The organism is Streptomyces rugosispiralis (genome assembly GCF_024505145.1).
GTDB lineage: Bacteria > Actinomycetota > Actinomycetes > Streptomycetales > Streptomycetaceae > Streptomyces > Streptomyces rugosispiralis.
Window position 1 is genome coordinate 75,614 of the sequence record NZ_JANIAA010000007.1, and the last position, 18,278, is coordinate 93,891.

At 72.8% G+C, this 18,278-nt stretch carries 14 protein-coding genes; 3 read left to right on the top strand and 11 right to left on the bottom strand.

Going from position 1 to position 18,278, the window contains the following annotated elements; genetic code table 11:
* The first annotated feature begins 280 nt into the window (after nucleotides 1-280).
* Nucleotides 281-1,183, top strand: a complete 903-nt coding sequence (locus tag NP777_RS14205) for a methyltransferase domain-containing protein (RefSeq protein ID WP_256650509.1) — start codon at nucleotides 281-283, stop codon at nucleotides 1,181-1,183.
* Between the two features lie 154 nt (nucleotides 1,184-1,337).
* Here NP777_RS14205 and ffh read toward each other — a convergent pair whose 3' ends face one another.
* The 5 genes from ffh to nsdA all read right to left on the bottom strand — a co-directional run bounded on the left by ffh (nucleotide 1,338) and on the right by nsdA (nucleotide 9,283).
* Nucleotides 1,338-2,885, bottom strand: a complete 1,548-nt coding sequence (ffh, locus tag NP777_RS14210; protein ID WP_256650510.1) for a signal recognition particle protein — start codon at nucleotides 2,883-2,885, stop codon at nucleotides 1,338-1,340.
* A gap of 435 nt (nucleotides 2,886-3,320) precedes the next feature.
* Nucleotides 3,321-5,894 carry a [protein-PII] uridylyltransferase gene (locus NP777_RS14215; protein WP_256650511.1) on the bottom strand — a complete coding sequence of 858 codons (2,574 nt, stop codon included), beginning with the start codon at nucleotides 5,892-5,894 and terminating at the stop codon, nucleotides 3,321-3,323.
* 40 nt (nucleotides 5,895-5,934) lie between these two features.
* On the bottom strand, nucleotides 5,935-6,273 hold the full coding sequence (locus NP777_RS14220) for a P-II family nitrogen regulator (protein WP_014055184.1): 339 nt from the start codon (nucleotides 6,271-6,273) through the stop codon (nucleotides 5,935-5,937).
* On the bottom strand, nucleotides 6,270-7,562 hold the full coding sequence (locus tag NP777_RS14225) for an ammonium transporter (RefSeq protein WP_256650512.1): 1,293 nt from the start codon (nucleotides 7,560-7,562) through the stop codon (nucleotides 6,270-6,272). The genes NP777_RS14220 and NP777_RS14225 overlap by 4 nt, the downstream gene beginning before the upstream one ends.
* A 206-nt stretch (nucleotides 7,563-7,768) precedes the next feature.
* Complete coding sequence (gene nsdA / locus NP777_RS14230; protein ID WP_256650513.1) at nucleotides 7,769-9,283, bottom strand: transcriptional repressor NsdA; 1,515 nt, start codon at nucleotides 9,281-9,283, stop codon at nucleotides 7,769-7,771.
* 450 nt (nucleotides 9,284-9,733) lie between these two features.
* On the opposite strand from nsdA, the gene NP777_RS14235 reads away from it, so the two are divergent.
* Complete coding sequence (locus NP777_RS14235; protein ID WP_256650514.1) at nucleotides 9,734-10,405, top strand: bifunctional DNA primase/polymerase; 672 nt, start codon at nucleotides 9,734-9,736, stop codon at nucleotides 10,403-10,405.
* Between the two features lie 95 nt (nucleotides 10,406-10,500).
* Here NP777_RS14235 and ftsY read toward each other — a convergent pair whose 3' ends face one another.
* The 5 genes from ftsY to NP777_RS14260 form a co-directional block, all read right to left on the bottom strand.
* Complete coding sequence (gene ftsY / locus NP777_RS14240) at nucleotides 10,501-11,718, bottom strand: signal recognition particle-docking protein FtsY (protein ID WP_256650515.1); 1,218 nt, start codon at nucleotides 11,716-11,718, stop codon at nucleotides 10,501-10,503.
* Nucleotides 11,719-11,753: 35 nt separating this feature from the next.
* Entirely contained in the window at nucleotides 11,754-12,380 is a 627-nt protein-coding gene (locus NP777_RS14245; protein WP_256650516.1) for a response regulator, read from the bottom strand.
* 104 nt (nucleotides 12,381-12,484) lie between these two features.
* On the bottom strand, nucleotides 12,485-14,617 hold the full coding sequence (locus NP777_RS14250) for a sensor histidine kinase (protein WP_256650517.1): 2,133 nt from the start codon (nucleotides 14,615-14,617) through the stop codon (nucleotides 12,485-12,487).
* 1 nt (nucleotide 14,618) lies between these two features.
* The gene (locus NP777_RS14255; RefSeq protein ID WP_256650518.1) at nucleotides 14,619-14,930 is read right to left on the bottom strand and encodes a hypothetical protein; all 312 of its coding nucleotides are present in this window, start codon (nucleotides 14,928-14,930) and stop codon (nucleotides 14,619-14,621) included.
* 129 nt (nucleotides 14,931-15,059) lie between these two features.
* On the bottom strand, nucleotides 15,060-15,506 hold the full coding sequence (locus NP777_RS14260; RefSeq protein WP_256650519.1) for a hypothetical protein: 447 nt from the start codon (nucleotides 15,504-15,506) through the stop codon (nucleotides 15,060-15,062).
* A gap of 204 nt (nucleotides 15,507-15,710) precedes the next feature.
* Between NP777_RS14260 and NP777_RS14265 the strand changes: the two genes are divergently transcribed.
* Nucleotides 15,711-16,697 carry an LLM class flavin-dependent oxidoreductase gene (locus NP777_RS14265; protein ID WP_256650520.1) on the top strand — a complete coding sequence of 329 codons (987 nt, stop codon included), beginning with the start codon at nucleotides 15,711-15,713 and terminating at the stop codon, nucleotides 16,695-16,697.
* A gap of 42 nt (nucleotides 16,698-16,739) precedes the next feature.
* On the opposite strand, the gene NP777_RS14270 is transcribed toward NP777_RS14265, so the two are convergent.
* Complete coding sequence (locus tag NP777_RS14270) at nucleotides 16,740-18,158, bottom strand: sugar porter family MFS transporter (protein WP_256650521.1); 1,419 nt, start codon at nucleotides 18,156-18,158, stop codon at nucleotides 16,740-16,742.
* Between the last annotated feature and the right edge of the window lie 120 nt (nucleotides 18,159-18,278).

Genomic DNA, 18,278 nt, shown 5'->3' on the forward strand with positions numbered 1-18,278 from the left:
GCCATCACCCGCGCCACGCCCGCGCCACGCTCGCGGCCGCCCGGCGGCCCGGCGGAGGTCAGGGGGCGGTTCGGGGAGCGAGGCCAACGCACAGGTGTGCGGGGGCGCACAAAGGGGGCACGCAAGCACGGCCGTGAAACCTCTGGACGCGGGGACGGATGCGGAGTTCCCTGGCATTTGGGGGTGGGACGTCACAACGCACCACGGGGGAAACGCACAACGGGGGATGTGACACCGAATCTGACGACGGCACAGCTCTTCGCTGATTGGGGCCCTTTCGATGACATCTGCGCTCGTACGGCGGCACCGCCCGCGCCCCTCCTCGTCGTGGACGACGGACGCGCACGCTCGCACCCGCGACTGGACCGAGATCCAGGAGCGGATGCTGGTCCCGCTGTACGAGGCCGTGTACGAGCGGCTGGACGTCGGCGCCGGAACGCGTCTGCTGGGCCTGGGCTGCGGCTCCGGGCTCGCCCTCCTCATGGCGGCCGCGCGCGGCGCCGCGGTCTGCGGGGTGGACACGGACGAGCGGCGCCTGGACCTGGCGCGGGAGCGGCTGACCGCCGCGGGCGCGGCGGGCGACCGGGCACGGCCCGCCCGGCTGGGGCTCGGCGGCCCGGAGAGCCCCTGTGTGCGGGAGGCCGCGGCGGACGCGTCCTTCACGGTGGTGACCGCCTTCGAGCCGCTGTCGGCCCTGGGCGCGGGAAGCCCCGGTGCGACGGTGTCCGCCGCGGCGGACGCGCTCGCGGCGGCCGCGGCCGGTACCGGGCCTGGCGGGGCCGTGGTGCTCGCCGGATGGGGCCCGCCGGAGCGCTGCGCCACCTCCGGGGTGCTGTGGGTGGGCGCGCGGCTCGCCGATCCGATGTGCGCCCCCGGCCACCGCCGGGAGGTGCCCCCTCCCGCGCGCTGGCAGCTGTGCGGCCGGGACGACCTGGAGGAGCTGGCCGCGCGGGCGGGCCTGCGGCCCGACGGCTCGGGGCGGGTGGCCTGCCCGTTCGGGTACGCCGACATGGACAGCGCGGTGCGCGGGCTCCTGTCGACGGGGCTGTTCGACGCGGCGGAGCGGGCCACGGATCCGACCCAGGTCCGCAAGGAGATCATCGAGGCGCTGCATCCGCATCAGCGGGCGGACGGCACGGTGTGGATGCCGAACGTCTTCCGCTATCTGATCTGCCGCGTCTGATATCTGGTCTGCCGCGTCCGGACGGGGCCGTCTGCCGCGTCCGAACGGCGTCGTCTGCCGCGTCTTGGACGGGGTCGTCGCGTAAGGCCCCTGACGATGTGCGCAGGGGCCTTACGGTTCGTTCGTACGGGGGCGGCCCGGGAGCCGGGGCGGCTCAGCCCATGAACTTCTTGAACTCGTCGGGGAGTTCGAAGTCCTGGCCGCCCTGGTCGCCGTTGGGCAGCCCGAACGCGCCGCCCTGCTCGCGGCGCGCCGCGGCGGCCTGCTCCTCGGCCTTGCGCTTCATGGGGTTGCCCGAGCGCTGCTTGCCCTTGGCCTTCTTCTGCTGCTTGCCCTTGCGCTTGTTGCCGCCGCCCATGCCCGGCATGCCCGGCATCCCGGGCATCCCCGGCATGCCGCCCTGGGCCATCTTCGACATCATCTTGCGCGCGTCGAAGAACCGCTCCACCAGGTTCTTGACCGCGCTCACCTCGACGCCGGAACCGCGGGCGATACGGGCGCGGCGCGAGCCGTTGATGATCGTGGGGTCCTGGCGCTCGCCGGGGGTCATCGACTTGATGATGGCCGCGGTGCGGTCCACATCCCGCTCGTCCAGGTTGTTGATCTGGTCCTTCATCTGGCCCATGCCCGGCAGCATGCCGAGCAGCTTGGAGATGGAGCCCATCTTGCGGACCTGCTCCATCTGCGCCAGGAAGTCGTCGAGCGTGAACTCCTTGGGGCCCTTCGCCAGCTTGGCCGCCATCTTCTCGGCCTCTTGCTGGCTGAAGGTCTGCTCGGCCTTCTCGATCAGGCTGAGCATGTCGCCCATGCCGAGGATGCGGGACGCCATGCGGTCCGGGTGGAACGCGTCGAAGTCGTCCAGCTTCTCGCCATTGGAGGCGAACATGATCTGGCGGCCGGTGACATGCGCGATGGACAGCGCGGCACCGCCGCGCGCGTCGCCGTCCAGCTTGGACAGCACGACACCGTCGAAGCCGACGCCGTCGCGGAACGCCTCCGCGGTGTTCACCGCGTCCTGGCCGATCATCGCGTCGACGACGAAGAGGACCTCGTCCGGGCGGACCGCGTCGCGGATGTCGGCCGCCTGCCGCATCAGCTCCTCGTCGATGCCGAGGCGGCCCGCGGTGTCGACGATCACGACGTCGTGCTGCTTGGTCCGGGCGAACTCGATCGAGTCCTGCGCCACCTTCACCGGGTCGCCGACGCCGTTGCCCGGCTCGGGGGCGAAGACGGCGACACCGGCCCGCTCCGCGACCACCGAGAGCTGGTTGACGGCGTTGGGGCGCTGGAGGTCACAGGCGACGAGCAGCGGGGCGTGGCCCTGACCCTTCAGCCAGCGGCCGAGCTTTCCGGCGAGTGTGGTCTTACCGGCGCCCTGCAGACCCGCGAGCATGATCACGGTCGGCGGCTGCTTGGCGAAGCGGAGGCGCCGGGCGTCGCCGCCGAGGATGCCGACGAGCTCCTCGTTGACGATCTTGATGACCTGCTGGGCGGGGTTGAGCGCCTGGGAGACCTCCGCGCCGAGGCTGCGCTCCTTGACCTGCTTGATGAACGCCCGGACGACGGGCAGCGCCACGTCGGCTTCGAGCAGGGCGATCCGGATCTCGCGTGCCGTGGCGTCGATGTCCGCCTCGCTGAGGCGTCCCTTGCCCCGGAGGTTCTTGAAAGTCGCTGCGAGGCGATCGGAGAGGGTATCGAACACGGTGGTCGCGAATCCTTCGGTCGGATGTCGGGTCGGTGGTCGGCCTCCAAGGGTATCCGCCCGTCGCGCGAACGGTCTGCCCCCTGGTTTGCGGCGCGACCTCCGTTCCGGGGGCTCCGCCCCCGTGCCCCCGCCGGGGCTCCGCCCCGGACCCCGCTCCTCAAACGCCGGAGAGGCTGGGAAGTGGGCCGATCCACCCCCTCGGACGACACCAGCCCGAGCCAGGCTCAGCCCCTCTCGAACCCGCTCCTCCAGCCCCGGAGAGGCTGGGAAGTGAGCCAATCCACCCCCTCGGACGACGACGGCCGGAGCGGCGCTCAGCCCCTCCCGAACCCCACTCCCCCAACCCCGGACAGGCTGGGAGGTGAGCCCCGCTCCCCAAGCTCGGGGCGGGCTGAATCGTGCCCCGAGCACCGGGGGAGCTGAATCGTGGCCTCAAGCCCCATGCGGGCTGGTCAGTGCCCGCTCGACTTCCTGGGCCACCTCCGCCGCGTGCGTGGGTTTCAGCGGGGCGCCGGCGCCATCTGTGACATAGAACGCGTCCACCGCGTTGGCGCCGAGGGTGGAGACATGGGCGCTGCGGACCGCGACGCCGGTGTCCTCCAGGGCACGGCCGATGCGGTGCAGCAGGCCGGGGACGTCCTGGGCGCGGACCTCGATCACGGTGGCGAGCTGGGAGCTGCCGGGGGCGACCGTGACCCGGGGTGGCGGGGCGTGCACCCCGCGGCGGCGTGGGTACTTGCGGTAGGCGGCCTCGCGCTCGGCGAGGCGGGCGACGATGTCGAGCGAGCCGTCCAGGGCGCGGAGCAGGTCGTTCCGGAGCCGGGCGGCCTGTGGCAGCGAACCGTATTCGGCCGCCACCCGCCAGCTCAGCAGCAGCACTCCGCCCACCGCGCCCGCCGCGTCCAGCTCGGACGGCAGCTCGACGGCGCGCAGATCCGCCGCGCGCACCGTAAGGCGGTGCAGGGCCAGGACGCCGGCCGCCGTGGCGAGGACGCCGGGCTGGTCGGGAACGGCGATGAGGAGTTCCACGCCGATCGGCTCGGGGCCGGTGGGCCCCTCCTCGGGCGGCGCTTCGGTGACGTCCGTAAGGAGGCCCGTTTCGCCCGGCGGCAGTGATTCGGAGCGTGCGTGCAGGGCCAGTACCGGGCCGCCGGTGCGCCATGCCTCGACCGCGAGGCGCTCCTGCTCGGCCGTGGTCTGCTGTGGCGTGGACCAGTCGTCCGCGGGTTCGCCGGCGAGCACCGCGGAGACCCGTTTGACCAGGTCGGCGACGAGAGAGCCGCGCCAGGCGCTCCAGGCCGCGGGGCCGGTGGCGAGGGCGTCGGCCTCGGTGAGGGCGTGCAGCAGTTCCAGCGTGGCGGCGCTGCCGACGGCCTCGGCGACCGAGCGCACCGTGGCCGGGTCGTCCAGGTCGCGGCGGGTGGCGGTCTCGACGAGCAGCAGATGGTGGCGTACGAGGGTGGCGAGGACGGCGACGTCCGCGCGGTCGAAGCCGATGCGGGCGGCGACATCGCGGGCGATGGTCTCCCCGGCCACCGAGTGGTCACCGGGCCAGCCCTTGCCGATGTCGTGCAGCAGCGCGGCGACCAGCAGCAGATCGGGGCGGCCGACCCGGCGGCTGAGGGCGCTGGCCCGGACCGCGGTCTCGACCAGGTGCCGGTCCACGGTCCAGCGGTGGACGGGGTTGCGCTGCGGGCGGCAGCGCACCCGCTCCCAGTCCGGCAGCAGCCGGGTGATCAGCCCCTCGGCCTCGAGGGCCTCCCACACCCCGACGGTGGACTCGCCCGCGCCCAGCAGCGTGATCAGCTGCTCCCTGGCCTCGGGCGGCCACGGCACGGGCAGCGGCCGGGCGGCGGCGGACAGCCGCCTTACGGCGTGCAGGGACAGCGGTAGTCCGGCCTGGGCGGCGGCCGCGGCGGCCCGCAGGGGGAGCACGGGGTCGCGGTCGGGGCGCGCGGCGCGGGCCAGCACCACCTCGCCGTCCTGCTCCACCACACCCTCGGCGAGCGGGCTGCGCTCCCCGGCGTCCGCGGCGCTTCCGGCGCCCCCGCGTCCGCCGCGGCCGCCCAGGAGGGCGCGCAGCCGGGGCCGGGCGGCCGAGCGGGCGCGCAGCACCCGTTCGACCTCGCGCCAGGTGACATCGGACGCGTAGGAGATGGTCCGGGCGGATTCGTAGATCTGGCGCAGCAGGGCGTCGGCGTCCAGCAGCCCGAGGGCGCCCGCGACCTGGTCCTGCTCCTGGAGCGCGAGGCGGTCGGTGGCGCGGCCGGTGGACAGATGGAGCGCGTCACGGGCGTCCAGCAGCCGCCGCCGCGCGTCGTCGAGGCCCTCGCGGGGGGCGTCGGCGAGCCAGGAGGCGGCGATGGCGCGCAGCGCGGTGGCGTCGCGGAGCCCGCCGCGGGCCTCCTTCAGATCGGGTTCGAGCAGGAACTGCAGCTCTCCATGGCGCTCGGCGCGCTCCTGGCACAGCGCGTGGAGCTCGGGCAGCCGCCGCGGGGCCTGGGCCCGCCAGTCGGCGAGGACGGTGGTGCGCAGATCGGCGGTGAGCGCGGCGTCGCCCGCGATGTGGCGGGCGTCGAGCAGGCCGAGCTGGACCTTCAGATCCTCGGCGGCGGTCCCGCGGGCCTCGGCGGAGGTGCGCACGGAGTGGTCGAGGGCGAGGCCCATGTCCCAGACGGGGTACCAGATGTGGTCGGCTAGCGCGGCCAGGGCCGAATGGTCGGCGGAGCCGTCGTGCAGCAGCAGCACGTCGAGGTCGCTGCGCGGGGAGAGTTCGCCGCGTCCGTAGCCGCCGACGGCCACCAGGGCGACACCCTGGCCGATCCCGGCGGTCTCCGCCCCGCCGGTGAGCAGGGCGGCCAGCCACTGGTCGGTGAGGTCGGCCAGGGCGGCGCGGCGCGGCGGCCCGGACCGCGACTCCTCCTGGAGGAGTCGCAGCCGCGCCGCCGCGTAGCCGCCGGGCCCCGAGTCGATGGTGTGGGTCGTGGTCTCGAGGCTGTCCGTCAACTCGGCTCCCTGTCCGCGTGCCACTGGTGGTCCGGAGGGGTCAGAGGGCGTCCGGGCCGCGCTCCCCGGTGCGGACGCGGACCGCGGTCTCGACGGGGACGCTCCAGACCTTGCCGTCCCCGATCTTTCCGGTGCGGGCCGCCTTGACCACGACGTCCACGAGGTCATCGGCGTCCTCGTCCTCGACCAGCACCTCTATGCGCACCTTGGGCACCAGGTCGACGGTGTACTCCGCGCCCCGGTAGACCTCGGTGTGGCCGCGCTGACGGCCGTAGCCGCTGGCCTCGGTGACGGTCAGACCCTGGACGCCGAACGCCTGCAGCGCCTCTTTGATCTCGTCGAGCCGGTGCGGCTTCACTACTGCGGTGATGAGCTTCACGCGTCCACCTTCTTGTTGTGCGGCTTCTGCGGCGCGGACGCGCCGGCCTGGCCCGCGGCGGGCACGGTACTACGGGGGGATCCGCCGACCGCGCTGAAGTCGTAGGCGGTCTCGGCGTGGAACGCCTGGTCGATGCCGCCCAGCTCGTCGTCCTCACTGGCCCGGAAGCCGATGGTGACGTCGATGAGCTTGGCCAGGATCCAGGAGACGACGAAGGAGTAGACCAGCACCGTGAAGGCGCCGAGGGCCTGCTTGCCCAGCTGGGTCATGCCGCCGACGCCGTCGGTGGCGAGGACGCCGACCAGGAGGGTGCCGATGAGGCCGCCGACCAGGTGCACTCCGACCACGTCGAGCGAGTCGTCGTAGCCCAGCTTGTACTTGAGGCTGACGGCCCAGGAGCAGACGACCCCGGCCACCAGGCCGATCACGATGGCGCCCCAGGCGTTGACCGCCGCGCCCGAGGGGGTGATGGCGACCAGGCCCGCGACCGCGCCGGACGCGGCGCCCAGGGTGGTGAACGCGCCGTGCCGGATGCGCTCGTACGCGAGCCAGCCGAGCATCGCGACGCCGGTGGCGACCTGGGTGTTGAAGGCCATGTTGGCGGCGGTTCCGTTGGCGGCGAGGGCGGAGCCGGCGTTGAAGCCGAACCAGCCGAACCACAGCAGCCCGGAGCCGAGCATCACCAGCGGCAGGTTGTGCGGGCGCATCGGGTCCTTCTTGAAGCCGATGCGCTTGCCGAGCACCAGGGCCACGGCGAGGCCCGCGGCGCCCGCGTTGATGTGGACCGCCGTGCCGCCCGCGAAGTCGATGACCTCCCTCTTGAACAGCCAGCCGTCGGCCTGCCAGACCCAGTGCGCGACCGGGAAGTAGACGACCGTGGACCACAGGGTGATGAAGAGCGTCCAGGCGCCGAACTTGACGCGGTCGGCGACGGCTCCGCTGATCAGCGCGGGGGTGATCACCGCGAACATCAGCTGGAAGAGCGCGAAGGCCAGGACCGGGATCGCGTCCGGCTTCTCGCCCCACAGCGAGGTCGGCTGGATGCCCTTGAAGCCGATGTGGTCGAGATTGCCCAGCAGCCCGCCGCCGATGTCATCGCCGAAGGTGAGCGAGTAGCCGAACAGCACCCACAGCAGCGAGACGACGCCGAGCGAGATGAAGGACATCATCAGCATGTTCAGGGCGCTCTTCACCCGCACCATGCCGCCGTAGAAGAAGGCCAGGCCGGGGGTCATCAGCATCACGAGCGCGGCGCTGATCAAGACGAACGCTGTATTTGCGCCATTCAATGTGGACGTCTCCTCGAAGCGACGGCCCGTGCGGGCAGGACATCGGTGGGCCGGTATTCGCCTCGAGGTTGGCCCAGCGCCGTTTCAGCCGATGCCGCCCGATGTTTCACCGCAGTGACGAAGGACGCGGGAGTGTTACGCGGCGGTGAACCGCGGTGGACGGGCCGGAGCCCTCCGTTACGGTGTCGCGATCACCGCCGGACCGCTCAGACGGCCTGGCCGGGACCCGTCGTCTCGGGGTTGTCGGGCATCAGGGTGGCCAGCCGCTCACTGAGATCGGCGATCTCCGGCACGTCGCCGAACTGGCGCACCGCCGTGTCCACGGTCTTGCGCAGCCGGTTGTTGACCCGCTCCGAGCGCACCCGCTTGGCGAGCGGCAGCGCTTCGTGCGCGACCGCCGCGGCCTGCTCGGGCTGGGTCTGGAGGAGGTGGACGGTGGCCATGCCGATCAGGTTGAGCGCATACGAACGCTGGGGGCCGGACTCGTTCTCGGTCTCCTGGCCGAAGAGCCGCACGGCCTTGCGCATCACCGGGTCGGCCATCCTGGCGTAGGTGGGGCTGCGGCCGGCCACATAGGCGAGATCGCGGTAGGAGTGGGCGTTCTCCGCGTTGAGCTCGGCCTCGGAGAAGAAGCGGATCCAGTCCGGGTCGCCGTCGCCCCCGGCGCATTCGGCGAAGGTGTCCTCGGCCATCTTCACGGCGCGGTGGCACTTGCTGGGCTGGCCCATATTGGCGTAGGCGCGGGCCTCCATCGCATACAGCATGGCCTGGGTGCGCGGGGTGGCGTTCTCCCTGCTGCCGTACTGCGCGAGGTGGATCAGCTCCAGCGCGTCGTCGGGCCGCCCGACGTGGATCATCTGGCGGCTCATGCTGGAGAGGACGTACGAGCCGAGGGGGCGGTCGCCGGATTCCTTGGCGGCGTGGAGGGCGAGCACGAAGTACTTCTGCGCGGTGGGCTGGAGCCCGATGTCATAGCTCATCCACCCGGCCAGCTGGGCGAGCTCGCCCGCGACCTTGAACAGCCGCCGGGAGACCGTGTCCGGATGCGGCTCCTGGAGCAGGTCGGTGACCTCGTGCAGTTGGCCGACCACCGCCTTGCGGCGCAGCCCGCCCCCGCACTGGGCGTCCCAGGCGCGGAACATCACGATGGTGGACTCCAGCAGCTCCAGCTCGGGCTCGGAGAGCCGGGAGACTCGGCGTACGCGCCCGCCGTCGGCCGCGCGGGCGCCGCCGGGCTGTCCGCCCGTCGAGGGCACCAGCCAGCGCTGCATGGGCTCGATGAGGGCAGGGCCCGCGGACAGCGAGAGCGAGGTGCCGAGGAAGCCGCGGCGGGCCAGCATCAGGTCGCTGCGGGAGAACTCGCCGATCAGCGCGACCGTTTCGGGCCCGTCCCAGGGAAGGTCCACTCCGGATACGGACGGTGACCGGTGGACGGCGCGCAGCCCGAGGTCCTCGATGCCGACCACACAGCCGAAGCGCTCGGAGAACAACTCGGAGAGGATCTGCGGAATCGGCTCGCGGGGCTGCTCGCCGTCCAGCCAGCGGCGCACCCGCGAGGTGTCCGTGCTGATGTGGTGGGCGCCTAACTGCCGCGCTCTGCGGTTGACTTGGCGCGCCAGCTCCCCCTTCGACCAGCCGCTGCGCACGAACCACGACCCCAATTGCGCATTGGGGCGCTTCCCAGCACCGCCGCCGCCGTCGCCCACCCGGAACGCCCCCATCCCACGAATCTTCCCGGACCGCCACCAGAATGCCTTCTGTCACGGTCAGTTGTCCCCGGGATGCGGCGCATCAACCGTCCGGACGGGGAACCGCCTCATGCCAGTGGCATGTACCGATCCGTACTCCGCCCGTCGTCAGCTCGCATTCGAGCGAGCGCCGCTTCCAGGGAGTGTGCACTGAAAGTAATCCTACGATCACGCCTCCGGCGAGGCGATTTCCGAAAACGCCACCATTCGCCACCCCTTCGAATGAACCCGGTTGCGCTTTCCCACGATTCACTTGACACCGAGGCGACGGGAACAGGTGAAGGGGTGCATGTGGGGGCGCACGGGTCGCGTCTCACCACCTCCGTCACATCGGAGCGCACACCGCCGCACCTCATCGGCGACGGAGCGTCATCGCGACGCTCCGACTCGTAACCATCGAGAGCGGGACCCGTTGGAGGGGGCATGGGCTTCACGATCGGCGGCATCCGGGACATGCGGTCCGGCTCACGGCGCCGCGGCCGTACGTCCGAGTCCACGACGGTGGCGGAGTACACCGGTCTGTGGGGCTGGGACGTGGTTCCGGGCGCGCGGGCGGCACGGGGCTCGGGGGGTGGCAGAAACGAATGTTCATGCGGTGACCGGGACTGTCCCTCCCCCGGGGCGCATCCCCTCGCCTTCGCCCCCGGCGTCCCGGCGGGCGCCACCCTGGACGCCGCCGCGGCCGCGTGGGAGCGGGTCCCCGGGGCCGCCGTACTGCTGCCCGTGGGCCGCTCGTTCGACGTCCTGGAGGTCTCGGAGTACGTGGGCGGACACGCGCTGGTCCGGCTGGAGCGGATGGGGCTGCCGCTCGGCCCGGTGGCCGCCAACCCGCACGGGCGGGCCCAGTTCTTCGTCGCCCCCGGCGCCGCCGCCGAACTTCCCGAGCTGCTGTACCGCATGGGGTGGGACGACGCCGACCTCGATCTGCGCTGCCTGGGGCCGGGCGACCACATCACCGCCCCGCCCTCGGACCTCGGCGGCCTCGGACCGGTCCGCTGGCTGCGCCCGCCGACCCTCGACACCGCGGGCCGCCCGCCGCACGCCCGGCTGGTGCTGGGGACTCTGGCCTATGTGAGTCATCGGGCCGGGGGCTGACCCCGCGGCGCGCCCAGGACGCGAAACGCCGGACGGGCCGGGAGTTCGACCCCGGCCCGTCCGGCGCGATACGGGTGATCCCCCCTCCACCGGCCTCAGCCGCCGATCAGCGCGTCGACGAACGCCTCCGGCTCGAACGGCGCGAGATCGTCCGCGCCCTCGCCCAGGCCCACCAGCTTGACCGGGACGTTCAGCTCACGCTGGACCGCCACCACGATGCCGCCCTTGGCGGTGCCGTCCAGCTTGGTCAGCACGATGCCGGTGATGTCCACCACCTCGGCGAACACCCGCGCCTGCACCAGGCCGTTCTGCCCGGTCGTGGCGTCCAGGACCAGCAGCACCTCGTCCACCGCGCCGTGCTTCTCCACGACCCGCTTGACCTTGCCCAGCTCGTCCATCAGACCGGTCTTGGTGTGCAGCCGCCCGGCGGTGTCGATAAGGACGACATCCGCGCTCTCGGCGATGCCCTCCTTCACCGCGTCGAAGGCGACCGACGCCGGATCGCCGGCCTCCGGCCCCCGTACCGTACGGGCACCGACCCGCTCGCCCCAGGTCTGCAGCTGATCGGCGGCGGCCGCGCGGAAGGTGTCGGCCGCGCCGAGCACCACCGACTTGCCGTCGGCGACGAGCACCCGGGCCAGCTTGCCGGTCGTGGTCGTCTTACCGGTGCCATTGACGCCGACGACCATGACGACGCCCGGCTTCTCCTCACCGTTCGCGCCGATACCGCTCTCGGTGTGCACGGAACGGTCGGCCTCGGTGCCGATGAGGTGCAGCAGCTCCTCGCGCAGCAGACCGCGCAGCTCGTCGGGCGTACGGGTGCCGAGCACCTTGACGCGCTCCCGCAGCCGCTCGACCAGTTCCTGGGTCGGCGCCACACCGACGTCCGCGGTCAGCAGCGTGTCCTCGACCTCCTCCCAGGTCTCGTCGTCGAGGTGCTCCCGGGACAGCAGCGTCAGCAGCCCCTTGCCCAGGGTGTTCTGGGAGCGGGACAGCCGGGCGCGCAGCCGGACCAGCCGGCCGGCGGTCGGCTCCGGGACCTCGATCGGCGGGACCTCGGGCGCGGGTGCCTCCGCGGTCGCGGCCGGGGACGCTCCCCCCGGAAGGTCCACCTCCTCGATGGTTCTGCGTGGTTCCTCACGCGGGGTTTCGGCCTCCTCGCCGACGTGCGGTTCGGCGGGCGGCGCGGTGACGGTGGGGCTGCTCGGCGGGGGCGGGGGCAGCCGCTTCTTCTTGCGGCCGCTGATCACGAGCCCGCTGATCGCGGCGACCGCGACCACAGCGATGACTACGGCAAGGATGAGGTATTCCATAACGCCCCCCAGTATCAGCCACGAGGGGGAGCGAGTCATTCGCCTCCCAGCCCGGCCCGCCGGGCGCGCACGATCGCCTGGGCACGGTCGCGCACCTGGAGCTTGGCGAAGATCGATCCGACGTGATTGCGCACCGTCTTGTCGGTCACCACCAGCCGCTGGGCGATCTGGCGATAGCCGAGCCCGGCCGCGAGCAGATCCAGCACCTCCAGCTCCCGGGCGGTCAGCGTCGGGAACGCCTCCTTCGCGGACGCCGAGCCCGACGCGCCGACCAGCGCCCCGAGCCGCTCGGCCATCCGCGGGCTGAAGACCGCGCCGCCGCGCGCCACGGTGTGCAGGGCGCGCAGGATCTCGTCCCGCCCCGCGCCCTTGAGGAGATAGCCGCGGGCCCCGGCGCGCAAGGCGGCCAGCAGACTGTCGTCGTCCTCCGACATCGTCATGACCAGCACCCGGATCTCGGGGTGATCGCACAGGATCCGCCGGGTCGCCTCCAGCCCGGACCGGCCAGGCAGCGCGAGATCCATCATCACCAGATCCGGACCGGTGCGCACGGCCTCGGCCATCGCCCCGTCCGCGCAGGCCGCCTGGCCGACGACGGTGAACGCGTCATCGAGATTGACGGCGGCGGCCAAGCCCTCCCGGAAGAGGGGGTGATCGTCCACCAGCAACACCCTCCACTGCGACACGCTTCGCTCGCCTTTCTTCTTCGAGGCCCGGTTCTCCCCCGGCTACCGCTGGGAGGTGCCCCCGCCGGGGCGCGAAGGCCTTACGGCGCCCGGCTCATCGATCGGCTCGTCTTGAGGAGGGCCCGGCAGGCCTCGTGGCCCGTGGGCTTCCGGCGCTCCTCCGGGTTGCCGTGTTCGCCCGGTCCGGCGAGGGGCAGCACCGCGTGGACCACCGTGCCGGTCGCCGATCCGGTCACCGAGCAGGAGCCACCGATCTCCTCGGCCCGTTCGGTGACCGAGGCGAGGCCCACCCCGGGCACCGCGGTCTCGCGCAGGCCGCTGCCGTCGTCGGTGACCTTGACCTCGAGGGTGTCCGGGCCCGCGGTCAGCTCGACGCTCACCTGGCGCGCCCGCGCGTGCCGTACGGCGTTGGTCAGCGACTCCGCCGCGATCCGGTACGCGGCCGTCTCCACGCCCGGCGACAGCGCGGGCAGTGCGGCGGGGCGGCTGGCCACGCCGACCCGCAGGCCGTCGACGCCCAGCCGGTGCGCCAGGTCGCGGACCGCACCGGCGAGTCCGCGGTCGGCCAGCGCGGCCGGGGCGAGGCCCGCGGTGATCCGCCGGACCTCGACCAGGGCCTCGGCGAGCGTCTCGGCGGCCTCGCACAGTTGCGGGGTGGCGGGGTGGCCGGGCGGGCAGGAGGTCTGCGCGATGTCCAGGCGCAGCCTTACGGCGGCCAGTTGGGGGCCGAGTCCGTCGTGGATCTCCCGGCGCAGCCGACGTCGCTCCTGTTCGCGGGCGAGCACCAGGCGCTCACGGGCGGCCTGGGCCTCCTCGGCCAGGCGCAGCGCGGCGAGCGCGGGGGCGGCCTGGTCGGCGAGGAGGGAGAGCAGTCCGCTGTCGCGTTCGGCCGGGGTGCCGGAGCCGTCCCGGGAGACCTCCAACCGGCCGACGGTACGGCCGTGGTGGCGCAGCAGGAACGTCTGGACCGCGCCGGTCAGCGGGGCCCCCGCGGCGGCCAGCCGCCGGGGCCCGGCGCGGGTGTCGACGCTGACGGCGGCGCCCGAGACGCCGAGGTCCTCCACGGCGCTACGGCAGATCTGCTGGGGCACCTCGCCGGGGTGCGGGGCCTGTTGCAGCCGTACGGCGAGGGCGCTCACGGCTTCGTGCGGGCGGGCCCGGGGCCCGTAGAAGGCGCGCTCGACGCAGAGGGTGAGCTTGCGGGCGCTGGGCCGCAGCCCCCAGCCCAGCACCAGGGCGCATCCGGCGGTGATGGTCGTGGCCCCGCTGCGTACGGAGGGGAGTCCGGCCTGGACGGCGACGACCGCGCAGACCACTACGGCGGCCAGCGAGGTGAGCACGAAGGCACGGGCGAGGCGATGGCTGGTGGAGCGGTCCAGCCGCCATATGCCGGTGCGGGCGACGCCGAGGCAGATCGCGGCGGCCCATACGGCGCTGCCGACCGTACGGGCCACGATGGTGGGCACGCCCTCGCCCCACTGGGACAGCAGGAGCGAGACGCAGGCGGGGTAGGCGGCGGCCAGCAGCGCCCAGTCGCGTCGCTCGGCGCCGCGCGAGAGGGCGGCGCGGCAGCACAGGGCGGCGGTCACGGCCGCGGCGACGCCGCACAGCACCCAGGGTTCGGCCTCGGTGTAGGCGTCGAGGTGGTCGAAGGCCCACTGGCCGCTCGCGGTGGAGAACGCCGGGTTGGCCACGGCGCCCACCCGGGGCTCGCTGATCAGCCACAGCCCCGCGTACCCCAGCCAGTAGCCGGACGCGCCCAGGCTGATCACCCACCACTGCCAACGACGACGCCCGCCCCGGGGGAACAGCCACAGCGGCAGCAGCAGTACGGTCAGCGGGCGGCAGGCCATCTTGGCGGCGGCGAGCAGCAGGGACAGCACGGCACCCGTGGTGCCCAGGTCGGCCAGGCCCAGCAGTCCGGCGGCGGCCGAGGGCAGCAGCCACAGGCCGCCGGCCACCAGCAGGACGCCGCCGTAGCGCCGGGCCGAGCGCTCGGCGAGCAGCAGCACGCCGACCCCCAGCACCGGGACGCCCACGGCGACCCTGGTCAGCACGGTGGCGCCCCGGGGGTGGGGGTAGGCGAGCGCGAGCCACTCGTCGTTCACCCGCAGCAGCCCGGCCACCCATCCGGCCAGGACCACCACGATCAGTGCCGAGACCCCGCCCGCGGCGCGCACGGCGCGGTCCTTCGGCAGTGCGGCCTGTCGCATCTCAACCGGCGGCCGACCCGGCGGTCAGGGCACGCGCCGCACCGGAGCCGCCGCCTCTGACCCACAGCGTGACGTAGTTGTCGTTGCGGCCGGGGCGGCACTTGTACTCGCCCCACTTGTGCCGTTCGGCACCGGTCCTGCCCGCGCGCTTGCAGGCCGCGGTGGTGTCGAAGTGCCCCGCCTCCCGCCAGTCGGTGTCGGCGGACGTGGCGGCGAGGGAGGAGGCGGTGGCGGGGGAGGCGGCCGCGGTCCACACGACGGCCCCGGCGCTCAGGCCGAGGGCGATCGCCGTGCGGATTCGGGTAGGGCGCATGGTCGTTCTCCTTGTGTCTCGCCCCGAGCACTACCCGCCACCGCGGCCGTGAAGTGCGCGGATGCCCCGGCCCACCCGAACCGGTGACCTCCTAGCACCCCCGTTTCCATAGGTGGCGGGATCGGGCGCTCACCCCACGAGCAGCAGTACGGCCACGGCGATCGTCTCCGCCTCTCCGTAAGGCAGTCCGATGCGCGTCAGGGCGAGCATGATGGGCTGCGCCGCCCAGACCTCCAGCGTGTCGAGGAAGTTCGCGAGCCGGTGGGCGTAGCGGCGCACCATGGCGGTCTCGCGGGGGCTGAGCCGGCTGAGCAGCTTGGCCAGCAGCGCGCCCCCGTGGCGGAGTGCGGTCACCAGCAGCCGCTGCCGGATGAGCCGCGCGGCCTCGGGGTCGGGGCGGGTGGCGGCGTTGCCACAGTCGCCGTCGCAGTCGCCGTCGCAGTCGCAGTCGCCGGAGAAGAGCGTGGCCTTGGCGGATTCCAGGGGTCCGGGGTCGCCGGCGGTCTGCCGGACCCGGGTGATGAGATCGTCGATGTCGGCCGCGGTGATGAGCGATTCCCCCGTGCTGATCGTCACGCGCCCCTCCTCAGTTGGTGTGTGCGGGCTGCGGCCCATGGGGCGGGCCGGCCCTCACCATCGGCCGCCCCGCGTCCCAGGCACATGAGTCATCCGCCCCGGCCGTGCCCGTGTGGTGGGCCGAACGGGCCATGGAGATGGCTATTTGACGGCCCGTCAGCTACGGTCCGGCTGCCGCGTCCCATGACGAAGGAGGACATCCGCATGCCCGTCACGGTCGTACGCCTCAACCTCGTCGATCCCGACGCGACCCCGCGCGGCCTGTCCGAGCGGTACCGCGCCGCGCTGGAGATGGCGGCCTTCGCCGATGAACGGGGCGTCTCCACCCTCCAGACCGAGGAGCACCACGGGTCCCCCGACAACTGGCTGCCCGCCCCGCTGGCCTTCGCGGGCACGCTGCTGGGCGCCACCCGCCGGATCACCGTCACCGTCTCGGCGCTGATCGCGCCGCTGTACGACCCGCTGCGGCTCGCCGAGGACCTCGCCGTGCTGGATCTGGCCAGTGGCGGGCGGCTGATCACGGTGGCGGGGATCGGCTACCGGCCGGAGGAGTACGCGGCCCTGGGCACGGACTGGAAGCGGCGCGGCGCGCTCCAGGACGAGGCGCTGGAGACGCTGCTCGCGGCCTGGACGGGCGAGCCCTTCGAGCACCGGGGCCGCACCGTCCGGATCACCCCGCGCCCGTACACCCGGCCGCATCCGCCGCTGCTGATCGGCGGCAGCTCCCAGGCGGCGGCGCGTCGCGCGGCCCGCCTGGGCCTGCCGTTCTTCCCCAGCGCGCATCTGCCGGAGCTGGAGGCGTACTACCACGCGCGGCGGGCGGAGTACGGCACCGAGGGCTGGTGCCTGATGCCCCCGGCGGCCACCCCGCTGCTGCATCTGTCCGAGGACCCGGACCGGGCCTGGGAGGAGTACGGCGATCATCTGCTGTACGAGGCGCGCAGGTACGCGTCCTGGCAGCGGGGCACCGTGCGCTCGGCGGTGCGTTCACGGGCCGATGACGTGGCGGCGCTGCGCCGTGAGGGCGTCTACCGCGTCGTCACCCCGGAGGAGTGCGTGGCGCTGGCGGAGGAGGGCGGCGAGATGGCGAGCCTGGTGCTCCATCCGCTGTGCGGCGGGATGCCGGTCGAGGAGGGCTGGCGGTCCCTGCGGCTGTTCGCGGAACGAGTGCTGCCCCGCCTCAAGGGCTGAGGCGGGGCAGTTCTCCTGTGCGAGGAGTGGGCGGCGGGGGGGTTAGCCCATCTCCTCCAACGCCTTGCCCTTGGTCTCCGGCACCCACTTGAGGATGAACGGGATCGAGAGCAGGGCGAAGGCCGTGTACATGATGTACGTACCCGACAGGTTCCAGTCCGACAGGCTCGGGAAGCTGGCGGTGATGGCCCAGTTGGCGATCCACTGGGCGGAGGCGGCGACGCCGAGGGCGGCGGCGCGGATCTTGTTCGGGAACATCTCACCGAGCAGGACCCAGACCACCACACCCCACGAGAGGGCGAAGAAGAGCACGAAGGCGTGGGCCGCGATCAGCGCCAGGACACCCTCCGCGTGCGGCAGCTTGCCGTCCACCAGATGCGCCGAGAAGGCCCAGGCCACCAGGGCCAGGGAGATGGCCATGCCCACGGAGCCGATGAGCGCGAGCGGCTTGCGGCCGATCCGGTCGACGAAGATCATCGCGATCACGGTGCCGAGGATGTTGATGATCGACGTGGTGAAGGAGTAGAAGAACGAGCTGCTCGGGTCGACGCCGACGGACTGCCACAGCGTCGAGGAGTAGTAGAACGCCACGTTGATGCCGACGAGCTGCTGGAAGACCGAGAGCCCGATGCCGATCCAGACGATGGGCAGCAGACCGAACCGGCCGCCGAGGAGGTCCTTGAAGGTCGACCTCTCCTCACTGCGCATGGCCTGGTCGATCTCGGCGACCCGCACATCGAGGTCCACGGTCTTGCCCTCGACCTCCTCCAGGACCTTCTTGGCCTGGGCGGTGCGGCCGGCGGAGATCAGGAAGCGGGGCGACTCGGGGATGGCGAAGGACAGCAGTCCGTAGAGGACAGCGGGGATGATCATGACGCCGAGCATCCACTGCCATGCCTCCAGGCCCGCGATCTTCCCGCGCTGGTCGCCGTCGGCGAGGTTGAGGATGCCCCAGTTGACGAGCTGGGAGATGGCGATGCCGACGACGATCGCGGCCTGCTGGAACGAGGCGAGCCGGCCACGGTAGGCGGGCGGGGCGACCTCGGCGATGTAGGCCGGGCCGATCACCGAGGCCATGCCGATGCCGACGCCGCCGAGCACCCGCCAGAAGGCCAGGTCCCACAGCGAGAAGGGCAGTGCCGAGCCGACCGCGCTGATCGTGAAGAGGGCGGCGGCGATCTGCATGACGCGGATCCGGCCGATCCGGTCGGCTATCCGGCCCGCGGTGGCGGCACCGATGGCCGAACCGATCAGGGCGATGGCCACGACCTGGGCGAGGGCCGCGGAGCCGATGTCGTACTTGCCGCGGATGGCTTCGACCGCTCCGTTGATCACCGAGCTGTCGTAGCCGAAGAGAAAGCCGCCCATCGCGGCGGCTGCGGTGATGAAGATGACGTGGCCGAGGTGATCCGGCTGGGCCTTGCGGCCCTCGGCTCCCTGTGCCTGCACGGTGGTGGACAACGTGAACTCCTGACGCCCGCCCGGCAACGGCGCCGGACGTGGGGGGACGGCTGGCCCTTCCAGCGGTCGCGGCTGAGATGTCGACCACCACTTGAAGGTAAAAGCAACGTTGCAGAGACT